This is a genomic window from Nonomuraea antimicrobica (assembly GCF_039536965.1).
Taxonomy (GTDB): Bacteria; Actinomycetota; Actinomycetes; order Streptosporangiales; family Streptosporangiaceae; genus Nonomuraea; species Nonomuraea antimicrobica.
Genome location: NZ_BAAAZP010000116.1, coordinates 1 through 14785 on the forward strand (window position 1 = coordinate 1; position 14785 = coordinate 14785).

Genomic DNA, 14785 nt, shown 5'->3' on the forward strand with positions numbered 1-14785 from the left:
AACGCCGCCGCCGCCGCGACCGCCAGGTACGCGCCCGCGCTCACGGCCAGCGTGTCCGGCGAGGCCATCGCGTTGCGGGCCACCGCCTGCAGCAGCGCGCCCGCCACGCCCAGCGCGACGCCCACGCAGACCCCGGCCAGCAGCCGGGGCAGCCGGGAGGCCAGCAGCACGCGGGCCGCCTCGTCGCTGCCGCCGAACGGCAGCGCCAGCAGGTCGAACGCGCCGACCGACGAGGTGCCCTGCGTCACGTGCACCGCGGCCACCAGGACGGTGGCCGCCAGCGCGAGGAGGAGGACTCCGGCGATGCCCAGCCGCCGCAGCGGCGTCGCGGGCGGGGCCGGGGCCAGGACGTCCGTGCTCAACCCGTGTACGCCTTGACCAGCGCGTCGGCGTACTGCAGGGACGACAGCGGCCCGCCGAACATCCAGATGCCGTCGGGCAGCTTGGTCACCTGCTGCTTCTCGACGAACGGCAGCGACTTCCAGATGGCGTTGCCGGCCAGCCCTTCGGCGAAGACGTCGTCGCCGTCCGAGGCGTTGTAGAAGAAGCGGATGTCGGGGTCCTTCAGCGCGGTCAGGCCCTCGACGTCGGTGTTGCCCAGGCCCCACTGGGGGTCGACCTCGCCGGTCCAGGCGTTCTCCAGGCCGAGCTGCCCGGCGATCTCCGAGAGTTGCGAACCCTTGCCGAACAGGCGGATCGAGATCGTGCTGCCCTGCTTCCACCCGTCGGCCATCACGAATGGCCGGCCGGCCGCGCCCGCGTCGGCGATCTTCTGCTTGGCGGCGGCCATGGCCGCGTCGAAGTCGGTGAGCTGCTTGGCGGCCGCGTCGGTCTTGCCGACCGCTGCGGCGATCATGTTGAGGTCGTCGCGCATGCGCTTGAGGTTGTCGGCCGCGTCGCTGCCCTCTGCCACCAGCACCGGCACGAACTTCTCCAGTTGCGCCACCAGCGCCGAGTCCCGCTCGGCCTCCATGACGACCAGGTCGGGCTGCAGGGCGCTGATGGAGTCGACGCTGGGCTCCTGCCGGGTGCCGACGTCCTTGACCGAGGGGTCGAGCTTGGCGGCGGTGACCCAGGTGGCGTACCCCTTGACGTCGGCCGCGCCCACCGGCATGACGCCGAGTCCGGCCAGCATCTCGGTCTCGCCCCACTCCAGGCTGACGACCCGGGTGGCCGGGCGGTCGAGCGTGATCTGCTTGCCGCGGCTGTCGGTGACGGTCACGGGCGCGGCGGAGGGCGGCGCGGCGCTGCCGGAGGCGGCCTGCTCGGGTACGGGCGCCTCGGTCGTGCCGCAGGCGGCGAGGACGACGAGGGCGGCGATGGCCGTCAGGGCACTGCGCATGGTGTTTCCTGTCATGTCGTTACGGTGACGCTGGTGTCGCGTCGGGTGTGGCGGCCGATCGGGCGGGTGGTCACGATTCCCGTACGGGGGTCGTGGCCGACCTCGATGCGGAGACCGTAGGTGTCGCAGAGCAGGCTCTCGGTGAGCACCTGGGCGGGCGGGCCGTCGGCGCGCACCCGGCCCCGGTGCAGCAGCACGACGTGGTCGGCGATCTCGGCGGCCTGGTTGAGGTCGTGCAGGACCACGCCGATCGCCACGTCATGCTCGTCGGCCAGGTCGCGGATCAGCTCCAGCAGCTCGACCTGGTAGCGCAGGTCGAGGAACGTGGTGGGCTCGTCCAGCAGCAGGACGCCGGTGTCCTGGGCCAGGCAGGTGGCCAGCCAGACCCGCTGCAGCTCGCCGCCGGACAGCTCGTCCACCGCCCGCTCGGCCATGCCGCTCACGCCGGTCAGCTCCATCGCCCTGGCGACGGCGGCGGCGCCCTCGGGGTCGCCGGACTTCCAGCGCCGCCGGTAGGGGTGGCGGCCGTAGCCGACGACGTCGCGCACCTGTACGCCGCCGGGGGTGGGACGGCTCTGGGCCAGCAGCGTCACCCGGCGGGCGAAGTCGCGGGCCGACAGGCTCAGCGCGTCGGCGCCGTCTCCCAGGGTCACGGCACCGCGGTCGGGGCGGTGCAGCCTGGCCAGGGCGCGCAGCAGCGTGGACTTGCCGCTGCCGTTCGGGCCCACCAGGGCGGTCACGTGGCCCGGCCGCAGGGTGATGCGACCGTCCTCGACCACGGTGGTGCCGTGGTAGCTGAGGCAAAGCTCCGCGCCGCGGAGAGAGATCTCCTCGGTCATGGCACTAAGGTTAGGCTAACCTTGTCGTCAACGCCATGGCGGGGTCACGGCCCGGTCATGCCGGGCCCAAGACGGCGGGTTTCAGCGGCGGCCGGTCGAAGGCGGCCGGCTCAAGGGGGCAGGGTCAAGGGGGCAGGGTCAAGGCAGCCGGGCGCGGAGTTCGGTCTCGTGGGCGGGGTCGGTGCACAGCGTCACGGTCATCCCGGCCGCGGCGGCGCCGCCGAGCACCTCCAGCAGGATGGCGAACTGCCGGTCGGGCTCGTCGAGCAGCAGCTCCTCGGCGTGCTCGACGAAGAGGGGCGGCAGGGGGTCGAGGTCGCGCAGGCAGTCGGTGAGCGCGTCCCAGTTGCGGCCGAAGTAGTCGGGCAGGCGCAGGGCCCGCGCCACCTCCTCGAAGAAGGCGGCGCGGGTCCGGCCGGCCCGGCCGTCCACCACCGCCGGCGCCGGGCCGGTGGACACGGTGAGCCAGTGCGGCAGCGGACGCGCGGCGGCGGTCATGGAAGCCCCTGGAGCCTAGAGCCGGTAGAAGTCGGTGTAGTGGTTGGGCGAGAACCAGGTCACGCCGGTGCTGCGGTTGACCACGATCCGGTACGCGTCGCGGGCTGCGCCCTGTGTGCGGGAGTAGACGTCGTACTCGTAGTAGGTGGCGTTGGTGGGCAACTGGCCCTCGCGGTTGTAGTGGCGACCGCCGGTGTAGTTGTGGCGGCCGTCGGGCCAGGTGTACCAGCCGGCGGAGGTGGGGAAGCCCTTGGCGGCCCAGGTCGAGCGGGCCGAGCGGGCGTCGGCGCACCGGGAGATGGTGCAGGAGTTGTAGACCGCGGCGTCGGCGGGGACGACGCCGGTCAGCGCGACGAGGGAGATGGCGGCGGCGAGGACCGCGGCGAGCCGTACGGCCCACGACGGTCGGGAGCGCGGCAGAGCGTGCACGAAGCCTCCTTGCGGGGGATGTGACTGACGTTGTCATGATCGCCGCTGATTTCCCGTCAAAGGAAGGCAAACGGGGTCAAAAGAACGGTGAACTCTTCGCGCACGGCTACCCACCGGTCGGGACGGGCACGTACGGAGGGTCGTTTCATCATCACACACCGGAGTTTTCCTCATGTCCTTGGCCCGCCGCGCCACCACGGCCGCCGCACTCCTGCTCGCCGTCACCCTGCCCACCTGTGGCCTGCCTACCTGTGGCCTGGCTACCAGTACCCTGCCCGTCCTTGCCGGAACGTCCGCCCTGGCGGCCGTGCCCGCCCTGGCGGCCGTGCCCGCCCGCCCTTCGGCCATCGTCAATGCGGCGTCCCCGGCGGCCCGGCAGGCGATGTCCGAGCTGGCGGAGCTGGCGGCGCGGCGGCTGCTGCTGGCCGACGAGGTGGCGGCGGCCAAGTACGCCGACGGCAGCCCCATCACCGACCTCGAACGCGAGCGCGCCCTGCTCGACTCCGTGGCCACCCAGTTGTCAGAGGCCGGCCTGCTCCGGCAGACCGGCGTGCGGTTCTTCCGGGTCCAGATCGCGGCGGGCAAGCTCGTGCAGCGCGGGTTGCACGCCCGCTGGCGGATACGCCCGGACCTGCGCCCCAGCAGGCAGCCCGACCTGGCCACCGAGGTGCGCCCGCGGCTCGACCGGCTCACCCCGCAGCTCCTGCGCCTGCTCAAGCAGGCCGAGCCGCTGCGCGCGACGCCCGCCCGCTGCCAGGCGGACCTCACCCGGGCCCGGCAGGCCGCCGAGTCCAGCACCCGCCTCGACCGGCTGCACCGCCACGCCCTGGAGCTGGCCCTGACCCCCGTCTGCCCGCCGTCCCCATAGACCGCCCCCGTAGCCGCCGCCCTCTCCCCGTGGGCGCTCCCGGCCTCGGGTCCGCGCGAGGCGGCGGGATCCTGGAAGGGACGAAGGTGGGAAGGCGTGAACCTGAGCGGCTTCTCGTCCGACTGTGCTGGGTGACGGGAGGACGAGATGACCGATGAGCTGCTGGTGGTCCGCGCGCAACTGGGTGAGCGGGCCGCCCTGGCCGAGCTCGTGACCCGCTGGCGGGCGCCGGTGTGGACGTACGTGCGGCGCATGCTGGACGCCGAGCGGGCCGACGACGTGAGCCAGGAGGTGTGGCTGGCCGTCGTACGCGGCCTGCCCAGGTTGCGGGAGCCCGCCCGGTTCGCGCCCTGGCTGTTCACGATCGCCCGCCGGTCGGTGACCGACCGCCTGCGCACCGAGTACGCCCGCGAGGAGGACGCGCTCGACCAGGGCGCACCGGCGGCGGACGACCCGGTCGAGGCCGCGATGGACCGCGCCGAGCTGGCCGCCGCCCTGTCGCGCCTGCCGGTGCGGGAGCGGGAGCTCATCGTCCTGTACTACCTGGAGGACCTGCCGGTGGAGGACTGCGCGCAGATCTGCGGCATCCCCGTGGGCACGGTCAAGTCGCGACTCAACCGGGCCCGTCGCCTGCTGCGTCAGCACCTGGAGGAGAAGGGGTACCGGCCATGACCGAGGAGGAGCCGCGCCTGTCGGCGCGCGAGCTGATCGAACGGCTGGAGCCCGAGCTGTCGCCGCGCAGGCGGGTGCGGGCGCTGGCGGCACTGGTGGCCGGGCTGGCGGGCACGGTGTTCGTGACCGCGCTGTGGGGTGGCGAGCCGGGGCCGCTGCCCGTCCGTACGCATCTGTCGTTCGGGGTGTTCACCGTGTTCTGCCTGGCCTGGGCCGGGTACGGCGGATGGCTGCTGACCCGCCGGGTGCCGTTGTTCGCGACCGACCGGGTGATCGCCGCCTGGATCGCGCTGGTGGCCTCGGCGGTCACGACCGGCCTGGTGGCCGTCGTCACCGTCCAGCGGGGCACGGGCGTCGGCCCGGCGCTGGCGGTCGGCGGGCTGTTCGTGGCGGCGGCGCTGGCCCTGACCGTACGGGCCCACCACCGCCGGGCCGCGCTCCTGCGCCGCAAGCGGGAGCTGATGGGCGGGGAGGAGGAGTGAACGCGCTGGAGACCGAGGCGCTCGGCAAACGCTACCGGCGCCGCTGGGCGCTGCGCGAGGCCGCCGTCGAGGTGCCCGCCGGGGCGCGGGCGGCGCTCGTCGGCCCGAACGGGGCGGGCAAGTCGACCTTGCTGAGCGTCGTGACCGGGCTGCTGCGGCCGACCACCGGCACGGTACGCGTCTTCGGGCGGCCACTGGAGCTGCCCGGGGTCGCCTTCGTGGCCCAGGACAAGCCGCTCTACCGCCGCTGGAGCGTGGCCGACCTGCTGCGTTTCGGCGCGGCCACCAACCCGCGCTGGGACGGCGGCCGGGCCAGGTCGCTGCTGGCGGCGTACGACATCGACCCCGGCGAGCGGGCCGGGCGGTTGTCGGGCGGCCAGCGTACGCTGCTCGCGCTCGCGCTGGCGGTCGGCAAGCGCGCCGACCTGGTGGTGCTGGACGAGCCGCTGGCCGAGCTGGACCCGCTGGCCCGGGTGCAGGTGATGGGGGTGGTGCGCGAGCTGGAGGCGACCGTGCTGCTGTCGTCCCACATCCTGGCCGACCTGGTGGGGGTGTGCGATCACCTGATCCTGCTGCGCGGGGGGCGCGTCCGGCTGTGCGGCGGCTTCGCCGCGCTGCTGGGCGCCCACTCCGCCGCCACCCTGGAGGACCTCGTGCTCGACCACCTGCGCGGCCCCGAGCCGGTCTCATGAGCGGGGCACCGTGGATCACGAGGGGAGCGCTGCGGATCACGAGGGGTGCGCTGTGGGCGGCGTGGCGCGGGCAGCGCGCGCAGGCCGCCGCCGTCGCCGCCCTGATCCCGCTGTACGCCTCCTGCGCCGTGGCCGAACGACTCGACCCGGGGCTGAGCGGGCTGACCGTCCAGCTCGCCGGGTTCCTGCCCGGGGCGGTCTGCCTGCTGTGGGGCGCCCCGCTGGTCGCCCGCGAGTTCGAGACCGGCACGTACCGGCTGGCCTGGACCCAGAGCCTGTCGCGAGGCCGGTGGCTGGCCGCCGCCGTGGCGGTCGCGGCGACCGGTGCCCTGGCCGCGACCGGCGCGCTGGGGGTGCTGCTGGCCTGGGCGCTCCCGGCGTACCAGGGTGACCCGATGGCCTGGGCGTACTACGAGAGCCACGGGCTGGTCCCGTACGCTCGGGTGGTGTTCGCGCTGATGCTCGGCGTCGCGGTGGGCGCGGTGAGCGGTCACACGCGGATCGCCATGCCGCTGTCGATGCTGCTCACCGGGGTCGTCCAGTTCGGCGGGCGGATGCTGAGGGAGCGGGCGGACTCGTCGTACTGGGTCGCTCAGCGGGCCGAGACGGTCCTCTACCTGGTCCTGGCCCTCGCTCTTGCCGTCCTCGCCCTGCTGGCGGTACGGCGGCGCGCATGAGGTCACGGCGGTGAGGTCACGGAGGGGACCCCTGCAGCCGTGAATGGCGGCTGCAGAGGGTGTGCCGGGATCGTTCAGGAAACGGTCAGGGTGAAGGCCACGTTGCGCGGCTTGCCGTCGGTGTCGATGCTGCGGACGGCGATGGTGGACGCATGGTCGGAGTGGCCGCAGTCCCACACGCTCCGGGAGATCGACACCCACCGCGGGTGCCGGTAATGGCCCACCGGCGTCACGTGGGCCGCCACGGGGCCCTCCAGGTTGACGTTGTCGTTGAGGGTGACGCAGTAGAGCCCCTCCTTGGCGCGCCACGTGCGCTCGACGTTCTTGCTGACGCCGTGGGCCGAACCGTTCTCCTGCACCACGACGGACGCCTGCGCGTACGGGGTGTCGGCCTGCGCGACGGCGGCCGGGGCCAGGACGGCGGCCGCGGTGAGCGTGGCGGCCGTCAGGTGCTTGATGGTGTTCATGGCGTGTCCTCTTTGGTCCGACTCAGGCGATGGTCAGGTCGAAGCCGCCGTCGGCCAGTTCCCCCGTGTGGGGGTTGGTGACGTGGACGGCGAGCGTGTTGCGCTCATGACAGGTGGACGACGGGTTCCGGAAAGCGATGTACGGGAGACGCAGCTCGCGGCGCGGGGTGATCTGGATGAGCGCCTTCGACACGTCCACGAAGTCCGCGACGCGGACGCAGTACCGGCCGGTGGAGACCCGGCGGGAGGAGATGACGTTCTTGAACAGGTTCAGCCGGCCGTCGGAGTCGACGATGGCGCCCGCCCGCGCGTAGGGCGCGTAGATCTCGGCGTGCGCGGTGGACCCAGCGGCCATGACGCCGCCGGCAGCGGCCAGGACGAGCGCGCCGGCCAGGATGTGACGCAGCATGGAAACCCCCTTCGGTTTACCCGCAGAAAGTGATCTGCAGCGGAAAAAATAAGTCAGGGGAGGCGCCGACGCCATGAACCACCCCGCACCACGACGTTCAAGGAATCTTGACCCTCCGGCGCCGGGACCTGCCCGGACGGGCGGCGCGGCGGCCGTCCGGAGACCACGCCGGGGCGCTCCTCGGCGCGTTTGGCCGCGAGTGGTTTGTGCGGCGGGGCCTCACCAGTCATACCGCTGCTCTTCACGGGGTGTTTCACGTCCCGTTCGCCCCCGGCGGGCCGTGCGGACTTCGATCACCCCCGTGGGGCATGCGCTCCGCTTCCCTCGTTCTTCAGGAGGTCCTCGTGCGCAGCACCAGGCGGTCCATCCCGGCCCTCGCCGCCGCGGCCGCCATCGTCATGTCCGGCGCCATGTCCGTCGTCCTGTCCGGCGTCGCCGTCCCGGCAGCCGGCGCGGCCGGTGTCCGCGAGTCCGGCGGGCGCTGTTCGCCGGACGCGTCCCTGCTGGGCTTCACCGACGCCCTGGACAAAACCACCTTCGAGGACACGCCCGTGGCCGGCCTGTCCGCGCTGGCGCTCACCCGGCCCTCGCGGGCCCTCGCGCTCGTGGACAACGTCGGGACCACCCCCGCCCGCCTCTACGACCTGGCCATCACCGACGGCCGGAACAAGTCCCTGTCCGCCGAGGTACGCGGCATGACGACGCTGCGGCGGCCGGACGGCGTCCCGTACACGGGCGCCGACTTCGACGGCGAGGGACTCGTTGCCGAGCGCGGCGGAGGCAGCGTGCTGGCCAGCTCCGAGAGCGAGCCGTCGATCCGGCGCTTCCGGCTCTCCGACGGCCGCCAGGTCGCCGACCTCGAGGTGCCGCAGCGCTTCCGGGTCGCCCCGGCCGGGCAGGCGACGGCCAACCAGACGTTCGAGGCGCTGGCCGCCACCCCCGACGGCCGCGCCCTGTACGCGGGCATGGAGGGGCCGCTGTCGGCCGACGGCCGTGACGCCCAGGGCCGCGGCCTGCAGCGCATCCTGCGCTACGACGGCAGGCCCGGCGGCGCCTACCGGCCCGCCGCCCAGTACGCCTACCGCACCGACCCCGGCCTCGGCCTGGTCGAGCTGGTGGCACTCGGTGACGACCAGCTCCTCGCCCTGGAACGCGGCTTCACCCCGGGGGTGGGCAACACCGTACGCGTCTACCTGGTCTCGGCCACCGGCGCGACCGACGTCTCCGGCGTCGAGTCGCTGGCCACCCTCACCGACCAGCGCGCCTGGCTCGGCAAGCGACTGCTGGCCGACGTCGCCGACTGCCCGCCGTCCGGCGCCACCAGCAAGCAGCCCCAGCCGAACCCGCTGCTGGACAACATCGAGGGCATGGCGCTCGGCGGCCGGCTGCCCGGCGACCGGCACACCCTCTACCTGCTGTCCGACGACAACAACAACGCCACGCAGACCACCCGCCTGTACGCGCTGAGCGTCCGGCTCCCCGACGAGGCCCGGCTGACCGCCCGCGCCCTGCTGTCCGCGACCGCCTACCAGCCTGGCCCCACGTCGGGCACGAAGCTGCCGCCTGACACCGTCAACGGCGTCACCCCGCCGTTCGCCGGCCAGCCCGTCCCCGGCTTCTCGGCCGTCATCCCGGCCGGCGCGCGCTCCCGCTCCGCCGACCGGCTGCTCGCCATGCCGGACAACGGGTTCGGCTCGAAGGACAACTCGCCCGACTTCCTGCTGCGGGCCTACTTCATCGAGCCCGACTACCGCGACCACCGGATCCGGGTACGCGACCACCTCGACTTCCGCGACCCGGAACGCAAGGTGCCGTTCCCGATCGTCAACCAGGACACCCGCGACCGGCTGCTGACCGGGGCCGACTTCGACGTCGAGTCGCTGGCCAGGGACGCCCGCGGCGACCTGTGGATCGGTGAGGAGTTCGGGCCGTACCTGGTGCGTACCGACGGGACCGGCAAGGTGCTGCAGGCGCCGATCCCGCTGCCGGACGGTACGAAGTCGCCGCAGTCGCCCGACCTGACCCCGGGGGAGAGCCCGACCCTGCCGGCCAGCCGCGGGTTCGAGGCCATGGCGGTGAGCGAGGACGGCTGGACCCTGTACCCGATCCTGGAGGGCGCCAGGACCGGCGACGCCGACCAGCGCCGGCGCGTGGTCTACGAGTTCGACGTGCGGGCGAACGCCTACACCGGGCGCACCTGGTCGTTCCTGGTCGACGATCCGGGGCTGCTGGTCGGCGACGCGGCGGTGCTCGACGGCCGCCGGTTGCTGCTGATCGAGCGGGACAACGCGATGGGGCCGTCGTCCCAGGTCAAGCGCCTGGTGGTGACCGACCTGGACGAGGCGGGCCCGGACGGCGTGCTGCCCCGCCGCACGGCCGTGGACCTGATGCGCCTGGCCGACCCGAAGGGCGTCTCCACCCCGGCCCGGCCGGGCGAGTACGGGGTCGGGCCGCTGTTCTCGTTCCCCTTGCAGTCGGTGGAGTCGGTGCTGCCGTTGAGCGGTGACCGGGTCGTGGTGGCCAACGACAACAACTTCCCGGGCAACGACGGGCGCATCCCGGGGCGGGCCGACGACACCGAGGTGATCGTCATCGACGTGCCCGGCCTGCGCGACTGACACCGTTCCGCTCTGACCGAGGTCTGTGCGGCCCGTGGGAAACCGGGCCGCACAGACCTCGTCCATTTCCGGGCAGGGCCGGGCAGGGCCGGGCAGGGCCGGGCGACGCGCCGTGCCTGCGCGCGGTACGCACGCCGACCGCGTGCGCCGATGGCAACATTTGCCGTGCGCAACTACCGTGCGCGACGAAGCGTGACTTCCTGCGGGCCGGTGCCCAGGGCGGACGTACAGGAGATCTAGATGGCGGAGACGGCCCTCGTCCGAGGCCGGGCGACCAGGGAGCGGCTGCTGGGGGCCGCCGTGTCGCTGATCGGGGAGGTCGGCTGGAACCGGGTGACCACGCGGATGGCCGCCGAGCGGGCGCGGGTGGCGCCGGGCGTGGTGCACTACCACTTCAGCTCGGTGACCGACCTGCTGATCGCCGCCTCTCTGGAGTCGATCCGTGACCTGATGGGCCGCCTGCTGGAGCGGCTGGCCGGGCAGTCCGATCTCGACACCGGCGTCGACTGGCTGCTGCGGGAGGTGGCGGCCTACCCGGGCGACGACTCCGCGTCGCTGCTCATGGTGGAGACGTACCTGGCCGCGACCCGGATCCCGCGCCTGCACGACGAGCTGGCCGCGCTCGTCCTCGGCTTCCGCCGCAGCCTGGCCGCCTGGCTGGCCGAGCGCGGCTGCTCCGACGCCGGGGCGGTGGCCGCGCTGCTCGGGGCCGCGATCGACGGCCTCATCCTGCACCACCACCTCGACCGCAGTCTGGACGTCGCCGCGCTGGCCGGACCGATACGGAGAATGCTGCGCAAGGGGTGAGCCCCTCTTTCCGCACTGCCAGGCGGCCCACCGGGCCGACCGCCGACAATGCATTCCGGAAGACCCCCGGCCCGGCCTTTTCATTGAACTGGGCGAATGGCTTGTACATTTGCCCAACACGGCGGCGCGGTTGTCCGGCCGCAGTCGCACACTCTTTACGGTGACGATTTCGAGTGCGATCGATGAACTTTTCTTGAGTGTCCGTTCCGGGGTGGCGTACGGCCGGGGCGCCCTTGCGGAATTACCTTTCGATCGTGGTTCTTTTCTGGACACGACCGAAAGGGAGTCAAATGCTCCGTCGTGCTCTTTCAGGTGCGTTCGCGGTGGCGGTCGCCGGTCTCGTCACGGCGGCGGTGCCCGCCGCGGGCGTCTCCGCGCACAGCCGCGCCGCGTCGGACTACGACGACGTCGCCGCGGCGATCGTCGACTTCGACGGCAAGCTGAACAACGGCAGGAACGTCATCACTTCCTGGCGGGCCGGCGTCGGCCGGTACTGCGTCCAGCTCGCTCCCAAAGTGGATGCCGCCAGGTCGCTGATCCAGGTCACGCCGCGGGTCGCGCGGCGCGTGCCGTACATCGCGTACCGCAATCCGTCGGAGACCTGCTCGCGGCACAACACCCTCACGATCGCCGTCTACGAGATCCAGACAGGACGCCTCGCAGACAGTGGCTTCGACCTGCTGGTCCTCTGACCGTCGGGCGTATCCCACGACGACCGCCGGGGGCCGTACCCGTCGAACAGCGAGGTACGGCTTCCGGCGTCCCAGCGCTTTGTCGAAATATCTGGATATTTGAGCTTTTATCGACTGCTTCTTCTTTCGCTTTCCCTCACGGGTTTACCTGGTGCTGAAGGTTGCCATAGCGGAACCACACATCGGTCGAGACCGGTCCGCACGTCTAACCTCCGCAGGAGCCATTCGCGACGGGAGGAAGCGGCGCAGCGTGAACGAGATGCCGATGGGTGCGCGTCCGGAGGCCGAACCGCTGGCGGAGGCGGTGCAATCGGCCAGCAGGGCGCTCGTGGGGGTCGCGGTCCGCTCCATCAACGCGACCGGCGCCGACGTGACCCTGTCGCAGTATCGCGCACTCGTGCTGATCGGCGCCCGGGGCCCGCAACGGCTCGTCGACCTGGCGCAGGTCCTCGACGTGAACAGGTCGACGGCGACCCGCATGTGTGACCGCCTGGTGGCCAAGGGCCTCCTGCGCCGTACCCGCCTGTCCGGCGACCGGCGTACGGTGCGCATCGCCCTCACCCCCGAAGCGCGGGCGCTGGTGGACGGCGTGACGGAGCGGCGCAACGCGCACCTGGCCCGCATCCTGGCCGAACTCACCCCTGAGCAGCGGAGCGCGGCCGTGGCGGCGCTGACCACGTTCGCCGACGCGGCCGCCGAGCAGCCGGGCACGACGCCCCGCGACGGACGGACCGGCCCGCCCACCCCATGACAACACCATTGACAGAATGGCTAGCTCAGGTAAAATCCGGGCCCCGTCAATTACCGGCGAGATTGAGCGAGAGCTGCATTCCTGTTTCCCGAGATTTCGCTTCGGCGTCAGGAAATGGGGGGAACCTTGCCGCGACAGGTTATCCCGTTCCCGGGCAACAGAGGCAGGTTCTCATGGTCAGACGATCCCTGGCAGTGCTGGTCCCCGTCGTCCTCGGCGTCATCGCGTTCGCGTTACCCGCCCACGCGGTGACCCTGGAGCAGAAACTCGCCGCGCTCTCCACCTTCTCCCAGCCCACCGCCCCGAGCGCCGCCGCCTGGCGCAGCGCCTGGCAGAACCAGGCGTCCTGGGCCGACTACGCCTTTGACTGGTCCACCGACCTGTGCTCGAGCAGCCCCGACCAACCGCTCGGCTTCGATTTCCGTACGTCCTGCCGCCGGCACGACTTCGGCTACCGGAACTACAAGGCCGTGAGCCAGTTCCCGGCGAACAAGGACCGCATCGACGACGCCTTCTACTTCGACATGCGGCAGGTCTGCGCCGGATACTCGGGAATCCCCAAGTCCACCTGTGACGGCCTCGCCTGGACGTACTACCAGGCGGTCCGCCAGTTCGGTGACCTCCGCGTCACGGAGGAGCAGATCCGGCAGGTTCAGCGGCAGGCCGAGCTGAACGCCCAGAACTCCGGGTCCTGAACACCGCGGGGCGGGGCCGCCGTCGCGTCCCCGCCCCGGTGGTCCACCCGCCGATCGTCCCCGCGGCCGCGGGCGGAGCCGCGGGGCTGATGCTTGCGAAGGTTTGGCCGGTCACTGGCGGCGCGACCGCGTAGGCCGACCAGGGCCGGGAAGTCGCAGGTCATGAGAGTTGTGGTGGACCTGACGCGCTGCCAGGCGTACGCGCAGTGCGCCTTCCTCGCCCCCGAGGTGTTCCGGATGCACGGCGCGGAGGCGCTGCTGTACGACCCCGGCCCCGACGAGGCGCAACGCGACCACGTGCTGCGGGCCGCGGCGGCCTGCCCGGTGCAGGCCATCCGGGTGGACCGGATCGAGACCCGCGACCCCGCCGACGCCACCTCGGGATTGATGGCCACCCAGCGGCTCGTCCAGGCGCGGGAGAAGTCCCGTCCGGCGGCGGGCACGGCGGGCGAGCGGGACGCGGTGATCGAGCGGCTGCGGTGCGAGGGGCGCATCGTGGTCGTGGGCGCGTCGCTGGCGGGGCTGGCCGCCGGGGCGACCCTGCGCATGGAGGGCTTCACCGGCTCGCTGACGATGATCGGGGACGAGCCGTACCGGGCGTACGACCGGCCGCCGCTGTCCAAGCAGGTGCTCGACGGGTGGATCCCCGCCGACCGTACGGGACTGCCGTACACCGAGGAGATCGACGCGCGGTGGCTGCTCGGCGTCCCGGCCACCGGCCTGGACCCGGTCGGCAAGCGGGTCCTGCTCGGCGACGGCGGCGTGGTGGAGTACGACCGGCTGCTGATCGCGACCGGAACCCGCGCCCGCGCCTGGTTCGACGAGGAGGAGGCCGCGCTCAAGGGGGTGGTCGGGCTGCGTACCCGCGACGACGCCACCGAACTGCTGCGCCTGCTCGCCGACCGGCCCCGGCGGGTGCTGGTCATCGGCAGCGGGTTCACCGGCTCGGAGGTGGCCTGGGCCTGCCGCCAGCGGGGCCTGGCGGTCACCGTCGTCGAACGCGGCCAGGCGCCCCTGGTCGGCGCCCTCGGCGGCGTGATCGGTGAGGTGGCCGCCGACCTGCAGCGCGAGCACGGCGTCGACCTGCGCTGCGCCACCACCGTGACCCGCCTGGAGGGCGACGCCTCCGGAAGGCTGCGCCGCGCCCACCTGTCCGACGGCGGCGTGGTCGAGGCCGAGGTGGCCGTGGTGGCGCTGGGCGCGGTCCGCAACACCGAATGGCTGACGGGCTCGGGCCTGGCCGCCGGAGCGTTCGGGGTGGGCTGCGACGCCGGTTGCCGGGCGTTCGACATCAACGGGGTGGTCACCGACGACGTCTTCGTCGCGGGGGACGTGGCCCGCTTCCCCCACCCGCTGTACGGCTACCAGTTCCTGTCGCTGGAGCACTGGGGCAACGCCGTCACCCAGGCCCAGGTCGCCGCGCACAACATGATCAGCGATCCGATCGACCGCCGGCCGCACCTGTCCAGCCCGGTCTTCTGGTCGGCGCAGTTCGGCGTCAACATCAAGTCGGTGGGGGTGCCCACCTTCGCCGACGAGATCGTCATCGCCCAGGGCTCGCTCGCCGAGCGCCGCTTCGTGGCCGCCTACGGCCGCGACGGCCGCATCACCGCCGCCGTCGCCTTCGACCAGGGCAAGTGGCTGGAGCTCTACCAGCGTCTGATCGAGGCCGCCGCGCCGTTCCCACCCGAGCTGGACGGCGTCGACCAGCCGGCCGACCGGCGGCCCAGGCCGGCGCGGTTCCCCGAACAGCGCCTGCTCAACCTGCACGCCACCGTCCGGGTGACCGGCCACGACCCGAGCGAACGCCGCGCCGAGCTGATCCACCACCACTGATCCGCCCGCGG

18 protein-coding genes are annotated in these 14785 nt (G+C 72.7%); 11 read left to right on the forward strand and 7 right to left on the reverse strand.

Translation table 11 applies throughout. The features are described from left to right. The 5 genes from ABD844_RS32470 to ABD844_RS32490 all read right to left on the reverse strand — a co-directional run. On the reverse strand, positions 1-362 hold a 362-nt coding region (locus ABD844_RS32470), incomplete at its 3' end, for an iron chelate uptake ABC transporter family permease subunit (protein WP_344886533.1). Continuing rightward, on the reverse strand, positions 359-1357 hold the full coding sequence (locus tag ABD844_RS32475; protein WP_344886534.1) for an ABC transporter substrate-binding protein: 999 nt from the start codon (positions 1355-1357) through the stop codon (positions 359-361). The genes ABD844_RS32475 and ABD844_RS32470, both read right to left, overlap by 4 nt. After that, positions 1354-2181 (reverse strand): ABC transporter ATP-binding protein, encoded by an 828-nt coding sequence (locus ABD844_RS32480; RefSeq protein ID WP_344886535.1) that lies wholly within the window; start codon positions 2179-2181, stop codon positions 1354-1356. Before ABD844_RS32480 ends, ABD844_RS32475 begins: the two co-directional genes overlap by 4 nt. A 138-nt stretch (positions 2182-2319) precedes the next feature. Next, a complete protein-coding gene (locus tag ABD844_RS32485) occupies positions 2320-2679 on the reverse strand; it encodes a barstar family protein (protein ID WP_344886536.1) in 360 nt (119 codons plus the stop codon). Between the two features lie 15 nt (positions 2680-2694). After that, complete coding sequence (locus tag ABD844_RS32490) at positions 2695-3108, reverse strand: ribonuclease domain-containing protein (RefSeq protein ID WP_344886537.1); 414 nt, start codon at positions 3106-3108, stop codon at positions 2695-2697. A gap of 172 nt (positions 3109-3280) precedes the next feature. Here ABD844_RS32490 and aroQ point away from each other — a divergent pair, with 172 nt between their 5' ends. The 5 genes from aroQ to ABD844_RS32515 all read left to right on the forward strand — a co-directional run bounded on the left by aroQ (position 3281) and on the right by ABD844_RS32515 (position 6499). Further along, on the forward strand, positions 3281-3976 hold the full coding sequence (gene aroQ / locus ABD844_RS32495; protein ID WP_344886538.1) for a gamma subclass chorismate mutase AroQ: 696 nt from the start codon (positions 3281-3283) through the stop codon (positions 3974-3976). A 147-nt stretch (positions 3977-4123) separates the two neighbouring features. Beyond that, complete coding sequence (locus ABD844_RS32500) at positions 4124-4648, forward strand: RNA polymerase sigma factor (RefSeq protein ID WP_344886539.1); 525 nt, start codon at positions 4124-4126, stop codon at positions 4646-4648. Then, a complete protein-coding gene (locus ABD844_RS32505) occupies positions 4645-5130 on the forward strand; it encodes a hypothetical protein (protein WP_344886540.1) in 486 nt (161 codons plus the stop codon). Before ABD844_RS32500 ends, ABD844_RS32505 begins: the two co-directional genes overlap by 4 nt. After that, entirely contained in the window at positions 5127-5822 is a 696-nt protein-coding gene (locus tag ABD844_RS32510) for an ABC transporter ATP-binding protein (protein ID WP_344886541.1), read from the forward strand. The genes ABD844_RS32505 and ABD844_RS32510 overlap by 4 nt, the downstream gene beginning before the upstream one ends. Next, the gene (locus ABD844_RS32515) at positions 5819-6499 is read left to right on the forward strand and encodes a hypothetical protein (RefSeq protein ID WP_344886542.1); all 681 of its coding nucleotides are present in this window, start codon (positions 5819-5821) and stop codon (positions 6497-6499) included. Before ABD844_RS32510 ends, ABD844_RS32515 begins: the two co-directional genes overlap by 4 nt. 74 nt (positions 6500-6573) lie before the next feature. Here the strand turns inward: ABD844_RS32515 and ABD844_RS32520 are convergent, their stop codons facing one another. Then, complete coding sequence (locus ABD844_RS32520; RefSeq protein WP_344886543.1) at positions 6574-6966, reverse strand: hypothetical protein; 393 nt, start codon at positions 6964-6966, stop codon at positions 6574-6576. A gap of 22 nt (positions 6967-6988) precedes the next feature. Further along, on the reverse strand, positions 6989-7375 hold the full coding sequence (locus ABD844_RS32525; RefSeq protein WP_344886544.1) for a hypothetical protein: 387 nt from the start codon (positions 7373-7375) through the stop codon (positions 6989-6991). 344 nt (positions 7376-7719) lie between these two features. Here ABD844_RS32525 and ABD844_RS32530 point away from each other — a divergent pair, with 344 nt between their 5' ends. The 6 genes from ABD844_RS32530 to ABD844_RS32555 all read left to right on the forward strand — a co-directional run bounded on the left by ABD844_RS32530 (position 7720) and on the right by ABD844_RS32555 (position 14774). Next, the gene (locus tag ABD844_RS32530) at positions 7720-9993 is read left to right on the forward strand and encodes an esterase-like activity of phytase family protein (protein WP_344886545.1); all 2274 of its coding nucleotides are present in this window, start codon (positions 7720-7722) and stop codon (positions 9991-9993) included. A 240-nt stretch (positions 9994-10233) separates the two neighbouring features. Then, positions 10234-10800, forward strand: coding sequence for a TetR/AcrR family transcriptional regulator (locus ABD844_RS32535; protein WP_344886546.1), 567 nt, complete (start codon positions 10234-10236; stop codon positions 10798-10800). Between the two features lie 290 nt (positions 10801-11090). Further along, complete coding sequence (locus ABD844_RS32540) at positions 11091-11492, forward strand: hypothetical protein (protein ID WP_344886547.1); 402 nt, start codon at positions 11091-11093, stop codon at positions 11490-11492. Between the two features lie 265 nt (positions 11493-11757). Beyond that, positions 11758-12243: a MarR family transcriptional regulator gene (locus ABD844_RS32545; RefSeq protein ID WP_344886548.1), complete on the forward strand. Its 486-nt coding sequence runs from the start codon at positions 11758-11760 to the stop codon at positions 12241-12243. 173 nt (positions 12244-12416) lie between these two features. After that, positions 12417-12938: a phospholipase gene (locus ABD844_RS32550; protein ID WP_344886549.1), complete on the forward strand. Its 522-nt coding sequence runs from the start codon at positions 12417-12419 to the stop codon at positions 12936-12938. Between the two features lie 162 nt (positions 12939-13100). Further along, the gene (locus ABD844_RS32555; RefSeq protein WP_344886550.1) at positions 13101-14774 is read left to right on the forward strand and encodes an FAD-dependent oxidoreductase; all 1674 of its coding nucleotides are present in this window, start codon (positions 13101-13103) and stop codon (positions 14772-14774) included. The last annotated feature ends 11 nt before the right edge of the window (positions 14775-14785 follow it).